This window comes from Flavobacterium sp. MMS24-S5 (assembly GCF_050320125.1).
Classification (GTDB): Bacteria; Bacteroidota; Bacteroidia; order Flavobacteriales; family Flavobacteriaceae; genus Flavobacterium; species Flavobacterium tyrosinilyticum.
Window position 1 is genome coordinate 620,891 of the sequence record NZ_CP190016.1, and the last position, 17,233, is coordinate 638,123.

At 34.3% G+C, this 17,233-nt stretch carries 11 protein-coding genes and 3 pseudogenes; 3 read left to right on the plus strand and 11 right to left on the minus strand.

Annotated features, from left to right (window positions below):
- Positions 1-20: 20 nt before the first annotated feature.
- Positions 21-1,462: pseudogene (locus ACPWTF_RS02650) on the minus strand (glycoside hydrolase family 28 protein).
- 288 nt (positions 1,463-1,750) lie between these two features.
- On the opposite strand from ACPWTF_RS02650, the gene ACPWTF_RS02655 reads away from it, so the two are divergent.
- The gene (locus ACPWTF_RS02655) at positions 1,751-2,779 is read left to right on the plus strand and encodes a LacI family DNA-binding transcriptional regulator (RefSeq protein WP_427874285.1); all 1,029 of its coding nucleotides are present in this window, start codon (positions 1,751-1,753) and stop codon (positions 2,777-2,779) included.
- A 251-nt stretch (positions 2,780-3,030) separates the two neighbouring features.
- Here ACPWTF_RS02655 and ACPWTF_RS02660 read toward each other — a convergent pair whose 3' ends face one another.
- The 8 genes and pseudogenes from ACPWTF_RS02660 to ACPWTF_RS02695 form a co-directional block, all read right to left on the minus strand.
- A complete protein-coding gene (locus tag ACPWTF_RS02660) occupies positions 3,031-4,653 on the minus strand; it encodes a UxaA family hydrolase (protein WP_427874286.1) in 1,623 nt (540 codons plus the stop codon).
- A gap of 217 nt (positions 4,654-4,870) precedes the next feature.
- Entirely contained in the window at positions 4,871-6,316 is a 1,446-nt protein-coding gene (locus ACPWTF_RS02665; RefSeq protein ID WP_427874287.1) for a tagaturonate reductase, read from the minus strand.
- A gap of 220 nt (positions 6,317-6,536) precedes the next feature.
- Positions 6,537-7,205: a bifunctional 4-hydroxy-2-oxoglutarate aldolase/2-dehydro-3-deoxy-phosphogluconate aldolase gene (locus tag ACPWTF_RS02670; protein ID WP_427874288.1), complete on the minus strand. Its 669-nt coding sequence runs from the start codon at positions 7,203-7,205 to the stop codon at positions 6,537-6,539.
- A 13-nt stretch (positions 7,206-7,218) separates the two neighbouring features.
- Positions 7,219-8,241 (minus strand): PfkB family carbohydrate kinase, encoded by a 1,023-nt coding sequence (locus tag ACPWTF_RS02675; protein WP_427874289.1) that lies wholly within the window; start codon positions 8,239-8,241, stop codon positions 7,219-7,221.
- 187 nt (positions 8,242-8,428) lie between these two features.
- A pseudogene (uxaC, locus tag ACPWTF_RS02680) lies at positions 8,429-9,830 on the minus strand (glucuronate isomerase).
- A gap of 24 nt (positions 9,831-9,854) precedes the next feature.
- Positions 9,855-10,645 (minus strand): annotated as a pseudogene (locus ACPWTF_RS02685) (gluconate 5-dehydrogenase).
- A gap of 1 nt (position 10,646) precedes the next feature.
- The gene (gene kduI, locus ACPWTF_RS02690; RefSeq protein ID WP_427874290.1) at positions 10,647-11,486 is read right to left on the minus strand and encodes a 5-dehydro-4-deoxy-D-glucuronate isomerase; all 840 of its coding nucleotides are present in this window, start codon (positions 11,484-11,486) and stop codon (positions 10,647-10,649) included.
- Between the two features lie 98 nt (positions 11,487-11,584).
- Positions 11,585-13,054: an MFS transporter gene (locus ACPWTF_RS02695; RefSeq protein WP_427874291.1), complete on the minus strand. Its 1,470-nt coding sequence runs from the start codon at positions 13,052-13,054 to the stop codon at positions 11,585-11,587.
- 409 nt (positions 13,055-13,463) lie between these two features.
- Here ACPWTF_RS02695 and ACPWTF_RS02700 point away from each other — a divergent pair, with 409 nt between their 5' ends.
- Together ACPWTF_RS02700 and ACPWTF_RS02705 are read left to right on the plus strand one after the other, a co-directional pair.
- Positions 13,464-13,901: an alpha/beta hydrolase gene (locus ACPWTF_RS02700; RefSeq protein WP_427874292.1), complete on the plus strand. Its 438-nt coding sequence runs from the start codon at positions 13,464-13,466 to the stop codon at positions 13,899-13,901.
- On the plus strand, positions 13,868-14,401 hold the full coding sequence (locus ACPWTF_RS02705) for an alpha/beta hydrolase (protein WP_427874293.1): 534 nt from the start codon (positions 13,868-13,870) through the stop codon (positions 14,399-14,401). Before ACPWTF_RS02700 ends, ACPWTF_RS02705 begins: the two co-directional genes overlap by 34 nt.
- 84 nt (positions 14,402-14,485) lie before the next feature.
- On the opposite strand, the gene ACPWTF_RS02710 is transcribed toward ACPWTF_RS02705, so the two are convergent.
- Positions 14,486-15,856, minus strand: a complete 1,371-nt coding sequence (locus ACPWTF_RS02710; protein WP_427874294.1) for a PepSY-associated TM helix domain-containing protein — start codon at positions 15,854-15,856, stop codon at positions 14,486-14,488.
- A gap of 135 nt (positions 15,857-15,991) precedes the next feature.
- Positions 15,992-17,224: a DUF4374 domain-containing protein gene (locus ACPWTF_RS02715; protein ID WP_427874295.1), complete on the minus strand. Its 1,233-nt coding sequence runs from the start codon at positions 17,222-17,224 to the stop codon at positions 15,992-15,994.
- Positions 17,225-17,233: the final 9 nt, after the last annotated feature.

Genomic DNA, 17,233 nt, shown 5'->3' on the forward strand with positions numbered 1-17,233 from the left:
GTTTGGTTAATTGATAGTGTTTAATTGTTGATAGATTCTACTTTTTTCTCATTAATATAGGTATTTATAAAATTTATGTTTTTTACGTTTTTTAATAAATAGACAGAATCTACCTTCTGGATTTTTACATTTTTTAGTGTAATATTCTCCACTGGAGATGCTGCATAACCTTCTGCCCAAACGCTGTATTTTCCACCGTTTTTTACAGTTACATTCTCTAAGCTTACATTTCTGATTACTGGAATAAAGTTTCCTGTTTGAGATCCGTATACATTGTAAAACATGTTTAATTTTAAAACACATTCTTTTACAGTTCCCACTTCTAGATTTCGCACATATACATTTTCAATGACTCCACCTCTTTTCGAATTGGTTTTGATACGAATGGCACGATCCAAATGCGGACTATCCATAACACAATTTTCGACAAAAACATTATTTACTCCTGCCGAAATTTCGCTTCCAATTACAACACCGCCGTGGCCATCGATCATTTTGCAGTTTTGTACAATGATATTTTTACTTGGTATTGCCACTCTTCTCCCATCTCCGTCACGTCCTGCTTTAATAGCAATACAATCATCCCCTGTATTGAAAGTGCAGTTTTTTATTAAAATATTCTGCGAATATTCTGGATCGCAACCATCATTATTATGCAACCATGGCTATTAACCGTTACTCCATCAATAATCATGTTGTTTGTTTTTATAGGATGTAAAATCCAAAAAGGCGAATTAATAATTTTTACATCTTTTATTAAAGCCGTATTACATTCAAAAAACTCGATAAAATTTGGTCGTAAATAACGTCCTTCACCAAAAATTCTTTCTGATACCGGAATTCCTTTTTCTGCCATATCAACCAAAACTTCACGATTTGTCGGATCATTTTGAGACGGAATACCTTTTTTCCATCCATAACCTTTTCCGCCAGACCAAATCCACCAATTGGTGCTGTCTGCCTGACCGTTTAAAGTTCCTTTTCCTGTAACGGCAATATTGGTTTTGTTTTTTGCGTATATAAGAGGAGAATAATTCATTAATTCTGTTCCTTCCCACGAAGTATGAACAATAGGATAGTCTTTTGGATTTAAGCTAAAAAGAATCTCAGCATGATCCTCTAAATGCAGATTGACATTATTTTCTAAATGAATAGCTCCCGTTAAATATTTTCCGTTTGGAACCAAAACTTTTCCTCCACCATTTTTTGAACATTCTTGTATTGCTTTTTGGAAAGCCAAAGTGTTTAACGTTTTTCCATCTGCAATAGCACCAAAATCATTTATGTTGTATACTTTATCTGAGAAATGTGTTTGAGGAATGCTTTTTATCACTAAATCCATTCTTTTCCATGGATTCTCTGAAGAAATTGAAGAAGAATGTCTAGCGCACGATGCTATCAAAAGCCCTAAAGCAGCTAAAAAAAGAATCTTTTTAAATGTGATTATCTTATTTGTAGTCATTTGCACAGATTTTTCTTATTTGAATATCAAAAACATGAGGTTTTATGTAATCGATTACACGAAAGTAGAAAAATTGTTCTAAGAGACCAAATTAATTTAGAAAAAAATTATATATTTAATTTTTATTACAAAAATTAATTACATTTAATGCAAAAAATTAGATAATTTATTATCATTGTAAAATCTAAAACGTTTGAGTTTTTCAATACGGTAATCGATAACAATTTTTATTAAGTAATGAAAAAAAATGTACTTTTGTCTAAAAATAATCCGAAAAACTTTTTTTGAATGAGTGAAAAAGTAACTATTTACGATATTGCTGAAAAATTAAACATCACTGCTGCAACTGTTTCCAGAGCGTTAAACAATAATCCTAAAATTAAGGAAGCGACGCGAGAGTTGGTAATCAAAACTGCTGCTGCGATGAACTATAAGCAAAACAAACTTGCTTTAGCTTTAAAAAGCGGTCGAAGTAATAATATCGGAGTTATTGTTCCGCGTATTGACAGCAATTTTTTCGCTTCTGTAATTCGAGGAATCGAAGAAGAGCTTTATCCTCATGGCTATCAAGTTATCATTTGTCAGACGCATGAAAGCATTAAAAGAGAAAACGAAAACCTTCATACATTAGTAGATGCACAAGTAGACGGTATTATGATGTCGGTTACTGGTATTTCAGATGAGAATGATAGTGCATTCAGAAATGTATTAGAAAAAAATGTACCGCTGATCTTTTTTGATAGAAGCAAACATATTGATGGCGTAAGTTCTGTAACCATTAATGACTTTAAAGGCGGTTATTTAGCAACTAAACACTTAATAGATGAAGGCTGCAGAAATATTGCTCATTTCTCTGGAGATCAATCGTTAGACATTTTCAAAAACAGGTTTTTAGGATACAAACAAGCTTTATTGGATAACGGACTTCCTTTTAATGAAGAGTATGTTATTTTTACTAAAAGTAGCGTAGAGGCTGGTAAAGATGCTGTCGATAAACTTTTACAGTTGCAAACTCCTCCAGATGCTATTTTTTCTTCGAGTGATTTTGCCGCTTTAGGAGCAATACAGGAGTTAAAAGAACGAAATATCAGTATTCCGAGTGAGTTTTGTGTTGCGGGTTTCAGTAACGAGCCTTTTACAAAATTCATGGAATTATCGATTACCTCTGTAGATCAGTCACCACTGGAAATGGGAAGAATGTCTGCTCGTGTTTTCTTAGAACAGGTAGACAAAACAGATACTATTAAAATTGAAAAGAAAGTTGTTCTTGCACCAGAATTACATATTCGCAAATCTTCTACACGAACTAATTTTTAATATTTTTCACCATATAAGTTATATAAGCTCATTTTAGAATGGGCTTTTTTTATACAAGCTTCGGAGAAGCGAAATTTTTTTTTAACCTAAATACATGTCGCTCCTCTGGAGCTTATGTTGCAACCGGTTAATCTTTTGCTATAAATATTTCGCTTCTCCGAAGCTTTCTCAAAAAAAAAGACGCACTATATTGTGCGTCTTCTATATAAACCTTTGTCACTTTGCTCCTTAGAACCTTAGCACCTAAAAATTTAAAGCGATACCCCTCTTTTCCAAGGAATAAAATCGTTCTGATTTAAAATTGCCGCTTTTGTTTTAATGTTACCGCTGGCAACATCAATAATAAATTCTAACATTTCGTCAGCCATTTCATCAATTGATTTTTCTCCAGTGATAATTCCACCCGTATCAATATCAATAATATCAGACATTTTGTTTGCTAATTGTGTGTTTGAAGAAATCTTCACAACCGGCGCGATTGGGTTTCCTGTTGGAGTTCCTAATCCTGTTGTAAACAATACCATATTCGCTCCGGAACCTACCATTGCAGTTGTACATTCTACGTCATTACCTGGCGTACACAACAATGTAAAGCCTGGTTCGTTAATATATTCTCCATAATCGTAAACACCTGTAATTGGCGATGTTCCTCCTTTTTTAGCAGCACCAGCCGATTTCATAGCATCTGTAATCAGACCGTCTTTAATGTTACCTGGAGACGGATTCATGTCAAATCCTGAACCTGCATCAACAACTGTTTTTTCGTACCATTTCATTAAGTCTAAGAAACGTTTCCCATCCTCATCATCTATACAACGATTTACTAATTCCTGCTCTACTCCACATAATTCAGGAAATTCAGAAAGAATTGTAGTTCCTCCCAAAGCAACTAAATGATCCGATAATACTCCCAATGTTGGGTTTGCAGAAATTCCAGAGAATCCGTCAAATCCACCACACTCTAAACCAATTCTTAGCTTAGATAATGGAGCTGGCTCTCTCTTAATTTCATTTGCTTTTTTAATAGCTTCAAAAGTGTCTTTTACCACACTGCTCAACATCGTCTCAATTGTTCCAATAGATTGCTGATCGTAAATTAAAACAGGTTTTTTACTGTTTGGATTAATGGCATCTAAAGCTTCTTTGAAAATTGAAATTTGAAGATTCTGGCATCCTAAACTCAATACCGTTGCTCCTGCCACGTTTGGGTTATTTACATAACCAGCCAAAAGCTTCGCTAAACTATGAGAATCCTGACGAATTCCACCACATCCACCTTGGTGTGTAATGAATTTCACTTCAATATTATTGAATAAATTAGCGTCATTTGAAGCTTCCTGATTTCCTGCTCCACCCGTTTCTGATTTCACCAAAGAACGTAACAATAACTGATAATCATTCTCTTTAGGCTTCATCAATTCTTTCTCAAAAATATCTTTTAAAATTTCGATGTTTCTGTTTTCACAAAAAACTAATGGAAAAAACAACCATACATTTTCTGTTCCAACCTGACCATCTTCTCTATGATAGCCCTGCCACGTTCTGTCTTTCCACTTGTCAACATTTGGAGCATTCCAGCCAATAGTTTCAGTTTTACCTGTAACTTTATCGCTTTCGTGTTTTACATTTGCAGTAGAAAGCAACCCGCCTTTTTCGATTCTAGAGCTTGCCTTTCCTACTAAAACACCATACATAATGATTCTGTCCCCTACATTAAAAGGAACCATTGCAATCTTATGTTTCATTTTTACATCAGACTCTACGGTAATTGATTGTCCTTCAAAATCAATCACTTCGCCTGCAGTAAGATCCACCAAAGCAACCGCAACATTGTCGGTTGGGTGAACTTTTATTAATTTTTTCTGCGTTGCCATAATTAACCTTTGTTCTTTGTTCTTTTTGTTTTTCTCTTATTTTTAACTCGTTGAGCAAAATTACTTTCTTCTAAATTTTACTCATGACTTAGATTTAAATCTGTGTAAATCTGCTTTGATCTGTATAAATCTGCGTGAAAAAATCGATGTCTAACAAATATTTCACGCAGATTTAAAAAGATTTTAGCAGATCAAATTAGATTTTTATCTAACGGATTTATTTTATTCTTTCTTGAAACTTAGCAAAACCAGTTTCAATTCCGTTGGAATCTATTTCTTCTAAAGCAATTGTAATTGCTCTTGTAAGTCCTGGAACTTCAGTTAAATCCTGGTCCCAGAAACCTTTGTTTTGTAATGTTAAACGAGCAATTTTCTCGTAATCATCAGACTTCCAAAGTCCGTTAAAGAATGTTGTAATATCTTCACCATCTTTAACTGGTAAACTTTGACCATTCCAAGTTCCTTTGTAGAAACGAATTAAGCTCGCTAATGAAAAAGTCAAATTAACAGGTAATTCTTTGTTTGCCTTATAATATCCTAATAAACTAGGCAAAACTCTTACTTTGAATTTCGATACAGAATTTAATGCGATATCAGCAAGTGCATGTTTGATAAATGGATTTTTAAATCGGTCCATTACTTCCTCAGAATAGGCCGTAATTTCGTTTTTGTCCATATCAAGAGTTTCACTAATTTCACTAATAACGCTATTTACAAATTTTCCTGTAAAATCTCCGTTAACAGTTTCCATGACTAATTTATTACCATGCAAAAGTGAAAAAGGAACCATTGCTGTATGCGCACCGTTTAAAATACGAACTTTAATCATTTTAAAAGGACGTATATCATCAACGATTTTTACATTCAAATCTGTTTTGTGAAAAGGCAATTTTGCTTTTAGATCATCTCCACCTTCAATAGCCCAAAGGAAGAAAGGTTCAGCGGCAACAATTAAATTGTCCTCATAATCTAATTTATTATTGTATTCTTCAATTTCAGCTCTTGGATATCCAGGAACAATTCTATCAACCAAAGTACTATGATACGTACAAGCATCTGATACCCAAGTTTTAAACGCATCCTCTAATTTCCATAAATCAACATATTGCAAAATATATTTTTTAAGCGTTTCAGAGTTATAATCAATTAATTCACAAGGAATTATTGTAACTCCTTTAGAAGCATCTCCATTAAAATGTTTAAATCTTTCATACAATAAAACCGTCAATTTTGCAGGAAATGACACTGGTGGCTGCATGTCTGGAGTATCACTTTCAATAAATTCAATTCCAGCTTCTGTAGTATTAGAAACAATAAACTGAAGTTCTTCTTCTTTGGCTAAAGCCAAATAATTTGCAAATTCAGTATATGGGTTTATAGTTTTTACAATATTATTAATTAACTGAATATCTTGTATCTTTTCACCTTTTTTGATTCCGTTCATAAACAAGGTATAAAGACCGTCCTGATCCTTAATCATATTTACCATACCGTCTTTCAAAGGCTGAACTACTGCAATACCGGCATTAAAATCAACTTCTTTATTTAGTTTGTCAAAAGCATAATCAACAAAGGCTCTTAAAAAGTTACCTTCTCCAAACTGAACTACCTTAATTGGCTGTAACTTTTCTAATCCTGTATTTATTCTATTTAATTTTTTCATTTTAAATTTTCTTTAATGCGTTATAAATAACCATTTACAAACCTTATTTCTTCATTTCTGCCTTTAAAATTGTAAAAGAAGCATCACACTCGATTGAGTAAAATAAAATCTGCTGTGAGGAATGGCGGACTCCATTTTTCAAGCGCAATGCTCTATTACAATCTCTAAAAATCTAAAAAAAACTTATAAAATAAGGAGTTAGGCATGATTACCCCTTAATCTATTTTCTAATATCTTTTATAATGTCAAGAACCTGTTTCACTTTTACAGTTAGTCCCTCGAAGTCTTTGTTGTCCAATATATCTTTTGAGATTAATTGCGAACCTAAACCAACACAAGTTGCACCGGCATTTAACCATGAACTCAAACTTTCAACCGTTGGATAAACGCCTCCTGTCGGCATAATGTTTGTCCATGGACATGGGCCTTTTATCGCTTTAATAAACTCTGGCCCGTAAGTATCAGCTGGAAATAATTTTACGATTTCACAGCCTAATTCTTCTGCTCTAGCAATTTCTGTCAAAGTACCACAGCCTGGTGACCAAAGCACTTTTCTGCGATTACAAGCTATAGCTATATCTTCTCTAAAAACCGGTGTTACAATAAAATTTGCTCCTAAACTCATGTATAATGAAGCCGAAGCTGCATCTGTAATAGAACCAACTCCTAGAATCATTCCTGGTAGTTCGGCCAAAGCATATTTATTTAAAGCTCCGAAAACTTCGTGAGCAAAATCACCGCGGCTTGTAAATTCCATTAATCTGGAACCTCCGTCGTAACAGGCTTTTAAAACTTTCTTACTCAACTCAATATCAGAATGAAAAAACAACGGAACCATACCATTCTCTTTCATTGTCTGAGCTACTTCAATTCTTGAATATTTTGCCATTTTTATTTTAAAATTATCTTGATACTAATGCAGAACCATCACCATCAATCATATTTTCAACTTCTTTTAAGGTAACCAAGTTGTAATCTCCTGCAATGGTATGTTTTAAACAGCAAGCTGCAACTGCAAAATCTAATGCTCTTTGGTTATTGTTTTGATATTCCAATAAACCGTAAATTAATCCGCCCATGAAAGCATCTCCACTTCCTACGCGGTCAACAACTGGTGTAACTTCTTTTACTTTTGCACTGTAAATTGATTTTCCATCAAATAAAATTCCGCCAATTCTTTGGTGCGAAGCACTTACAGAATAACGTAGTGTTGTCGCTGCAATCTGTAGATTCGGAATCAATTCAAACAATTTATCATATACAGCTGGAAGCGATTTTTCGTCCTGATAATTCGGATTTACTTTCGGAATTCCTAACATGAAATAAGCCGTATCAATATCTCCTAAAATCACATTACTATATTTTAGCATTTCTGGCATAACTTCGCTTGGCGTTTTACCGTATTGCCAAAGTTTTGATCTATAGTTTAAATCGCATGAAATTTTAATTCCTTTTTTATGAGCGACTTTAATCGCTTCTAAACAAGCTTCTGCTGCACTTTCTGAAATCGCTGGTGTAATACCGCTCCAGTGAAACCATTCAGCTCCTTCCAATACTTTTTCCCAGTCAACTTGTCCTTTTTGAATAGTTGACATAGCACTGTGAGCACGATCATAAACGACATTACTTCCACGAGTTCCTGCTCCAGTTTCTAAGAAATAAATTCCTAAACGCTCTCCTCCGTAAACAATGTTTTTAGATTCGACATTCATTTTTCTGATTTCTTTTAATGCAGAAAAACCAATTTCATTTTCAGGCAGTCTGGTAACAAATTCAGCATTTACGCCATAATTAGCCAACGAAACACATACATTGAATTCTCCGCCACCATACGTAGCACCAAATGCTGTAGATTGCGAAAAACGTAAATGTCTTTCTGTCGATAAACGCAGCATGATTTCTCCAAATGCAACTACTCTACTCATATCATCTTTTTTAAATTTTACCATTAAGGCATTAAGAAAATTAAGCTTTACTTTATGTTCTCTTTGCTATTAAAGGTTAAGTTTATTAAGCCCACTCGCTTAATTATCTTTATTATTTAAGTAACTATTTATTAAACCAAAAACTTAATTTTCTTAATTTTCTTAATGCCTTAATGGTTAAAAAAAATTAAAATTTAAAATATTCTTTAGCGTTGTTGTATGAAATATCAGAAACTAATTTCCCAATCCATTCCATATCGTTTGGAAGTTCTCCTCTTTTGATTTCGTCTCCCAAAAGATTACATAAAATACGTCTGAAATATTCGTGTCTTGGGAACGATAAGAAACTCCTAGAATCTGTTAGCATTCCAACAAAACAGCTAATTAAACCCATGTTTGAAAGCGCATTCAATTGTTTTGTCATTCCATCTTTCTGATCTAAAAACCACCATCCAGAACCAAATTGCACTTTTCCGCGAACGCTTCCGTCGTTGAAGTTTCCAATCATCGTTGCCATAACTTCATTATCAGCAGGATTTAAGTTATAGATAATCGTTTTAGTCAATTTATCTTTACTGTCTAAAGCATTTAAGAAAGCAGATAATTTTTGTGCTTGCGGATAATCTCCAATAGAATCCCATCCTGTATCCTGAACCTAAGACTCTGTGCATACGCGCATTGTTGTTACGCAATGCACCTAAGTGAAATTGTTGCACCCATCCAAACTCATGATAAGTTTCTGATAAGAAAACTAAAATGGCACTATGGAATTTTAAAACTTCTTCTGGAGACAATTCGCCATTTTCTCTTTTCTTTTTGAAAATAGCATTTACTTCACTTTCAGTAAAATTCTCAAAATCAATTTGATTCAATCCGTGATCACTTAATTTACATCCGTTTGCATTAAAGAATTCGATTCTTTTTCTTAAAGCAGACTGTAAATCAGCGTAAGTGTTAATTGCAATACCGGACACATCCCCTAATGTGTCCAGATATGCATTATAACCATCATTAGCAATTAAGATGGCTTTATCAGGTCTGAAAGCCGTACTCATTTTGATTCCAGTCGAATTGTTCGCGAATTTTTGGTGAAATTCTAACGAATCAATTGGATCTTCTGTAGTACAAACCAATTCAGCATTTACTTTTTTAAGAAGGTTTTGTGTGCTGTACGCTTGAGAATTTATTTTTTCTGAAGTTTCGATATAGATTTTCTCTGCAGATTTCTCATTCAATAAATCATAAATATCAAAATAACGAGCCAATTCTAAATGCGTCCAGTGATACAAAGGGTTACGCATAGTATACGGAACCGTTTTTCCCCAGTTTAAGAACTTATCTTTATCTGAACCATTTCCAGTTACAAACTGCTCGTTAATTCCTAAAGTACGCATTGCTCGCCATTTGTAATGGTCACCATTAATCCAAACTTGCGTAATATTATCGAAGATTTTATCTTCTGCAATAAACTGTGGATTTAAGTGATTATGGTAATCAATAATCGGCTGATTTTTAGAGTAATTGTGGTACAACTCTTCAGCATATTTATTTTCTAATAAAAAATTATCGTGTATGAATTTCTGGCTCATGTCTTTTAAAATATAATTTGAAAATTATTCTTCGTTTGAAGGTTTTCCGATTGTTGCTAAGATTCCTCCATCAACATATAAAATGTGACCGTTTACAAAATCACTCGCTTTTGATGATAAAAATATCGCTGCTCCAGCTAAATCGCTTGGATCTCCCCATTTTGCTGCAGGAGTTCTGCTGATGATGAAATCATTAAACGGATGCCCATCAACTCTAATTGGTTTGGTTTGTTCTGTTGCAAAATATCCATGCCGATTCCGTTAATCTGAACATTGTATTTTGCCCATTCTGTTGCCATATTTTTAGTTAGCATTTTCAAACCACCTTTTGCAGCAGCATAAGCAGAAACAGTATTTCGTCCTAATTCACTCATCATAGAGCAAATGTTGATGATTTTTCCTTGTCTTCTTTCAATCATTTCTTTTGCAACATGCTTAGAAACAATAAACGGACTTACAAGATCGATATCAACTACTTCTCTGAAATCTGATACTTCCATATCCAAAAGCGGAATTCTTTTGATAATTCCTGCATTATTGATTAAAATATCGATTGGTCCAACTTCGCTTTCAATTTTCGCAACAGCCGCTTTAACTTCCTGTTCTTCTGTTACATTAAATTTGTAACCCACTGCATTGATGCCTTCACTTTTTAATTCTGCTACAGCATTGTCAATTTTTTCTTGAGAAGAATTTCCATTCACCACAATTGTTGCACCCGCCTGACCTAATCCTTTTGCCATTGCCATTCCAAGTCCGTGCGTACTTCCTGTGATCAAGGCAACTTTTCCTTTTATATCAAATAAATTTGTCATCTTATCTTAAATCAGTGATTTTACAAACATCCATATCTCCGTAATCTAAGTTTTCCCCAGCCATTCCCCAGATAAATGTGTAATTGCTAGTTCCTGAACCTGAGTGAATAGACCAGGGCGGAGAAATTACTGCCTGATGATTGTTCATCCAGATATGTCTTGTTTCTTGCGGCTGTCCCATAAAGTGACAAACTGCTTGATTTTCTGGAATATCTAAATAGAAATAAACCTCCATTCTACGATCGTGAACGTGCGCTGGCATTGTATTCCAAACACTTCCTGGTTTTAATTCTGTCATACCCATTTGCAATTGGCAAGTGGTTACCACGCTTCCAATAATCATTTGGTTTACCGTACGGTGATTTGCCGTTTCCATTGTTCCTAATTGTAATTTATTAGCTTCAGCTAAACTTACTTTCTTAGTAGGATAAGTGGTATGTGCTGGTGCAGAGTTTAAATAGAATTTAGCAGGATTACTTTTGTCATCACTTTTAAAAACCACCTCTTTATTTCCAGCTCCGATGTACAAAGCATCTTTAAAACCTAACTCATAAGTTGTTCCTTCTACCACAACCGAACCGCTTCCTCCAACATTGATGATCCCTAATTCTCTTCTTTCTAAAAAATAAGGAGCTTTTAGCGGATCAATAGTTTCTAAAGCTAAATCGCCTTTTACAGGAACTGCAGAACCTGCAATGTATCTGTCGTAGTGTGAATAAACCAAAACCACTTCATCTTCCTGCATTAAGTCGTCAATTAAGAATTCTTCTCTCAATTGCTGTGTATCATACTTTTTAACAGCTTCAGGGCTTGACGCGTATCTTGAACTATATTTTGTCATAATTTTAAATTAATGTAATCGATTGCACAAAATTATATTTTTATATTTAAATAGCATAATTGAAACGAAAAAAATATTTCAATTCTGTTCATTTTTCTTTATAAATTAGTGATCGGACTATATTTTGGAACCAACGATTTCATTACAATCCAACCCGTTAAGTAGCAAACAGCACAAATGGAGAAAATGATGAAATATCCAGCCTCAATTCCTTTGAATCCCATAAAAACCATATTCGTATCTTTTGCATAATCAAACAAAACACCCGATCCTTTATTAATCAATGTAGAACCAAGCCCACCTGCTAAACCTCCAATCCCGGTAATGGTTGCAATGGCTTTTTTAGGAAACATATCTCCTACTGTTGTAAAAATATTTGCTGACCAAGATTGGTGAGCCGCACCTGCAATTCCGATAATAATTACCGGAACCCAGTAACTGATATATCCTAAAGGCTGTGCGATTAAAGCCAACAATGGGAAAAATGCAAAAATTAGCATCGCTCTCATTCTTCCTTCGTACGGATTCATTCCTTTTTTCTCTACGAAATAAGTTGGAAGCCATCCTCCAATAATTGACAATAATGTGATCATATATAACACAAATAAAGGAAGTGCAGCTTCTGTAGAATCCATTCCGTAAACAGAACTCAAATATGCTGGAGTCCAGAACAAAAAGAACCACCAAACCCCATCTGTCATGAATTTACCAAATGCAAAAGCCCACGTTTGTTTGTATTTAAAACATTCCATTAAAGAAACTTTTGAAGTCGTTTCTGGAACATAACCAACTAATTTACTGTCGGCAATATCATCTTGCTGAATATAAGCCAATTCTTCTGGTGTAACTTTAGCATGTTTCTCTGGTTTATCGTACATAAACATCCAGAATCCCATCCAGACAAATCCTAAAGCTCCGATGATAATGAAAGACATTTCCCAACCGAAAGATTTTGCAATAAACGGAATTGTAATGGGTGCTGCTAAAGCTCCCACTGTTGCTCCTGCATTGAAAATACTAGTTGCAAAAGCTCTGTCTTTTTTAGGGAAATATTCTGCTGTAGTTTTAATTGCCGCAGGAAAGTTCCCTGCTTCTCCCACTGCTAAAACGAAACGAGCAAAAATAAACAAAGCCACACTTACATTGATTACCAATGCTGTATCGCTTATTGTGCTGATTATTTCTTTTGAACCGTGAAACCCTACAAACCATTCTCCTGTAATAATTCCTGAAGTTGCGATACCGCAGAAAGCGTGAAGACAAGCTCCTACAGACCAAATTCCGATTGCCCAAAGAAATCCCTTTTTAGTATCTAACCAATCTACAAATCTTCCTGCAAACAATAATGATACTGCGTAAAAAATAGAAAATAAAGCGGTAATATTTCCGTAGTCGTTATTGGTCCAGTGAAATTCTGGCGCAATAAAATCACTCCAAGTTAAGGAAAGCACTTGTCTATCCAAATAATTGATTGTAGTCGCAAAAAAAAGCAATGCGCAAATACTCCAACGGTATTTTCCAGTGGTTTTTACACTCTGATTTACTGCAACAGTTTCGGTTTGATTCATAGTAAGTGGGTATTATAGTTTTTGAAATTCTTGGTTATCTTAAAAGACTATATTTACTGCTTTCTAAAAATATTAAAATCAATAAATTAACACCTTCAAAGAAAAATAATGTAATCGATTGCACAAATATAGTTTTTAATCTGTACAATCCAAATAATATTGTATAAAAAATTATTTTAGCTCCTTAAATAAATATATTACATAAAAAAAAGAATACAAAATTACACATTAAACAATATATTTGTTAAAAGCTAACAGGTGAAATTCATCCTTTTTAAGGGGTAAAATTGTCCTGAAATTCACAATTAAAAAAAGAATTTTTCATCAATTTTGGGTACTTTAGGCCATCGGTTGTATTTTTTGAAACAAAAAACCTATCATATTACAAACCAAATAATTATAAATTAAATTGAAAACTACAAGAACACAATTTTCAAGAGGAATCACGTTGAGTTTTCTTCTTTTTTCAGGGCTATTTTCTATGAGTGCACAAAATCAAGTAATCCCGTTATGGGATAAAATTCCAGATGAAGTTAAAGCAGCCAATTACAAAGAAAAACCAGAACTAAAAGACGGAAAAGTACAAAGTACAAGTCAGGTCTCTGTTCCTACTTTGAGCATTTTTATTCCGAAAGAGACAAAACCAAATCAGACTGCTGTTGTAATTTGTCCGGGCGGCGGCTACACGCATTTGGCTTTTGATAAAGAAGGCACAAAAGTCGCTGAATGGTTTAATAGCTTAGGTATTACGGCATTTGTCTTAAAATACAGAATGCCGACTGATTTAACGATGAAGAACAAAAACGTTGGCCTTTGCAAGATGCTCAGGAAGCCATTCGCTACGTAAGACAAAATGCGGCAAAATGGAGTATTGATCCTAATAAGGTTGGGATTTTAGGCTTTTCTGCTGGAGGACATTTGGCTTCAACAGCATCCACTCATTATGATGATAAAGTTTATGAATCTGCTTATAAAGTAAGTGCACGTCCTGATTTTTCATTGCTAATTTATCCTGTGATTTCTATGGAAAATGAAATTACGCATAAAGGTTCTCAAACCAATCTGCTTGGAGAAAATACCTCAAAAGAGTTAATAGATTCTTTTTCGAACGAAAAGAAAGTGACTTCTAAAACGCCACCTACTTTCTTAATTCATGCTACAGATGATACGGTTGTTATACCAGAAAACAGTATTAATTACTATTTGGCTTTAAAGAAAAATGGCGTTTCAGTAGAGTTGCATATCTATGAAAAAGGCGGTCACGGATTTGGATTAGGTGTTGCTGACACTAGTAAATTCTGGACTAGAGATTGTGCTGAATGGCTCAAAGCAAACGGATATAATTAAAAAACAGAAAGGCAAAACTTTTACAAGTTTTGCCTTTTATCAAAAAAAAAAAAAAAAGGAATTATAAAAACCGATTTAATATGTTTAAGCAGTAATTTCTTGTTCTGCTGTATTTTTCAATTTAGGAGCGGGAATTGCTTTACTTGCCACTTTTGGTTTTGCAGCAGGTTTCTTTTTGCCAAATTTCTGTTTCCCCCACCAGATAATAAATCCTGTAATGGGTAAGCTGGCAGAAATTAAACTGGCCAAAAATGCAATAATTTTACCCGTAAGTCCAAGAACGCTTCCTACGTGAATATCGTAATTCATACGTCGGATTTTGTCTGGAATATTCGCTTCGATATACTTTCCTGAAAAAGGAGTTTTAATCGAAATTTCCTTCAAGCTTTGCTGATCAAAACTATAACGATCCATGTTATAAAAAGTGTGTTTCTGTTTGTAAACAAAAGCACCTATCGGATCTGCAGGTTTTCCTGGAATACTAATCATGATTCCGGCTGCCTGAGGATTTTCTTTTCTTAAATTCAATAAAACTTTATCCGCTGTTGTGATATTAAACTCTTTTACATTGGTTGTATCAGATTTTGGAGATTCGCGGTTTTCAACCAATGGTTTTCCTCCCGAAGTTACCCAATACAAAGATTTACTCCACCATCCAAAACTCCACACTAAGCCTGTTACGGCAATAAAAAACAGGAAAATACAGCTGTAAAAACCAAATACATTATGCATGTCATAATTGACACGTTTAAAGCTGGCATCCCATTTAATTTTAAAACTTTTATCTATAATGGACTTAATCCATTTTGTTGGCCACCATAAAACGATGCCCGAAATTAATAATACAACGAAAATTAAAACTGCAACTCCAACGATCGGTCTTCCAATATCATAAGGAAGCCACAATGCACGGTGTCCGTTTAAAATCCATCTGAAAAAATCTGGTGAGTCTCCTCTAGAAAAAGTCTTCACATTTAACACTTCACCCGTATACGGATTCATATAAACACTTATAAAAGTTCCTTGTCTTCTTCCTCCTTTACCCTTCTTTTCCTTTCCTTTTTCTCCAGGTTTTCCTTGAGGTTTCAGTTCCGATTTTGCCTTTTCTTTATTTTGGGCTAGATCTTTTCTTCTTTCTCCTCTTTTTTGTTCTCCTTTTTCACCACGACCACCTCTTTCGCCTTCTTCTTTTTTCTCAACAAAATAACCTACAATCGCAGCTTCATCTTTTGCACCGAAAGTTACACTGGTAGCTTTTTTATCTTTCATTTTTTTATCTGCAATCGAAACCAATTGCGATGGCAGTAAAAATGCTTCTTTCTGATGTTTTACAAAACGCCAGTCTTCAAGAAAATCTTTTATTTCATTTTCGAAAACATAAATACAGCCGGTAAGACTGACAATAACTACAATGATTCCAGATGCCAAACCCAGCCACAAGTGCAGCCAAGCCATGATGCGCTTAAAAAGCGACTTTTTACTTTTTTTCTTATTATTTGGTTTTGAAGAAGAAAACATAATTGGATAGATAAATAGGATAAATAAAAAAACCGCAAGTCCTCATAAAAAAGGACTTACGGCAAAAAAATATTAGTATTTTAATTTTTGGATTGCAGTAATTTGTCCGCCTTCAACTTTCATGCCTTTTGTTGCAACAGCACTTGTACCGTTGATTGAGTAAATCCAGTTTCCGTCAGGAGTATTAATACCTACAATTGCAGAGCTTCCGTCTTCTGAAGTAATGTTGTAACGGCTAGTTACAGAAGTTAATGTTTCTGGAGCACCTGTTACCCAAGTAAATGTTTGGTTGTAAACATCTGCAATTGCCATTTTAACTGCACCGTTGTTTTTTCCAACATTTCCGTACATTAACAATAAGAATTTACCTTTTGAAATGTAGCTTGTAGAAGAAATTTTATATCCTCCAGATTTTTCTTGAACATTAAAGAAGTATGATTGATCAAACTCTGTAGTTCCTTTTTTGATTCTCACAACCGCAGACGGTTTTGTAGAAGTCATAACAGCATTGCTTGTAGCAATCGCTCCAGAGAAACCGTAAGCATCTCCATTTTCATCTTGGAATAATCCGTTTGTAAAATAAGCACCTAAATAACTTGTACGGTTATCTTTGATTACTTTTTCTAACTTCAATTCTGGGTAGTTGTAAACAGCAACCCAAGTACTATCTGGATTTGCAGTTCCGAAGTTGTCTACACCGTCTCCTTTAATACTCATATAAGGCATATACACTTTATCTCCCACTTGAGTTGCCCAAGTAAAGAAAGCTCTTTCTCCATTTTTAGCCAATACTTTAGTATCTTGTTGTGCTTCTCCTGTAATAAGCGATTTTGTTGCATCAATTTTGTACATAGAAGCAATAGAAGCACCACTTCTTGGAACTTTAATCGTTAAAATATCTTGGTTTACAGCAGCAAATACGTGTACCGTTTCTGCTTGAAAATCAGATTTCTTAACTAGTTTTCCTTCAGCATTTAAGTTATAAGTGGTAACAGCTCCTGGGTTTCCTTGTCCGTAAAGTAAACTAAAAAAATTGTTTTGTGCTGTAATGTAATAACGATATGTTCCGTCTTGCTCTAATCCGTTTCCTGTAGTTGTGATAACTCCAGCAGATACATCGTCTGCAGTTAATAAATAATCTGCAATTCCTGCTGCACCAGTTGTTGCAGTAATAATATATTTCGTTTTTCCTGTATCGTTTCCTCCGCCAGTTTCACCTCCTGATTTATCAGAATCACTGCTGCAAGAAAATGCTGTAAAAGCTAAAACAGCTGATAATAAAGCTAATGTTGTACTTTTTTTCATTGTATTATG

Excerpts from the sequence above, each read along its gene's own strand:
- ACPWTF_RS02655 (WP_427874285.1), top strand. The coding sequence starts at position 1,751 with ATGAGTGAAAAAGTAACTATTTACGATATTGCTGAAAAATTAAACATC.
- ACPWTF_RS02660 (WP_427874286.1), bottom strand. The coding sequence starts at position 4,653 with ATGGCAACGCAGAAAAAATTAATAAAAGTTCACCCAACCGACAATGTT.
- ACPWTF_RS02665 (WP_427874287.1), bottom strand. The coding sequence starts at position 6,316 with ATGAAAAAATTAAATAGAATAAATACAGGATTAGAAAAGTTACAGCCA.
- ACPWTF_RS02670 (WP_427874288.1), bottom strand. The coding sequence starts at position 7,205 with ATGGCAAAATATTCAAGAATTGAAGTAGCTCAGACAATGAAAGAGAAT.
- ACPWTF_RS02675 (WP_427874289.1), bottom strand. The coding sequence starts at position 8,241 with ATGAGTAGAGTAGTTGCATTTGGAGAAATCATGCTGCGTTTATCGACA.
- kduI (WP_427874290.1), bottom strand. The coding sequence starts at position 11,486 with ATGACAAAATATAGTTCAAGATACGCGTCAAGCCCTGAAGCTGTTAAA.
- ACPWTF_RS02695 (WP_427874291.1), bottom strand. The coding sequence starts at position 13,054 with ATGAATCAAACCGAAACTGTTGCAGTAAATCAGAGTGTAAAAACCACT.
- ACPWTF_RS02710 (WP_427874294.1), bottom strand. The coding sequence starts at position 15,856 with ATGGCTTGGCTGCACTTGTGGCTGGGTTTGGCATCTGGAATCATTGTA.
- ACPWTF_RS02715 (WP_427874295.1), bottom strand. The coding sequence starts at position 17,224 with ATGAAAAAAAGTACAACATTAGCTTTATTATCAGCTGTTTTAGCTTTT.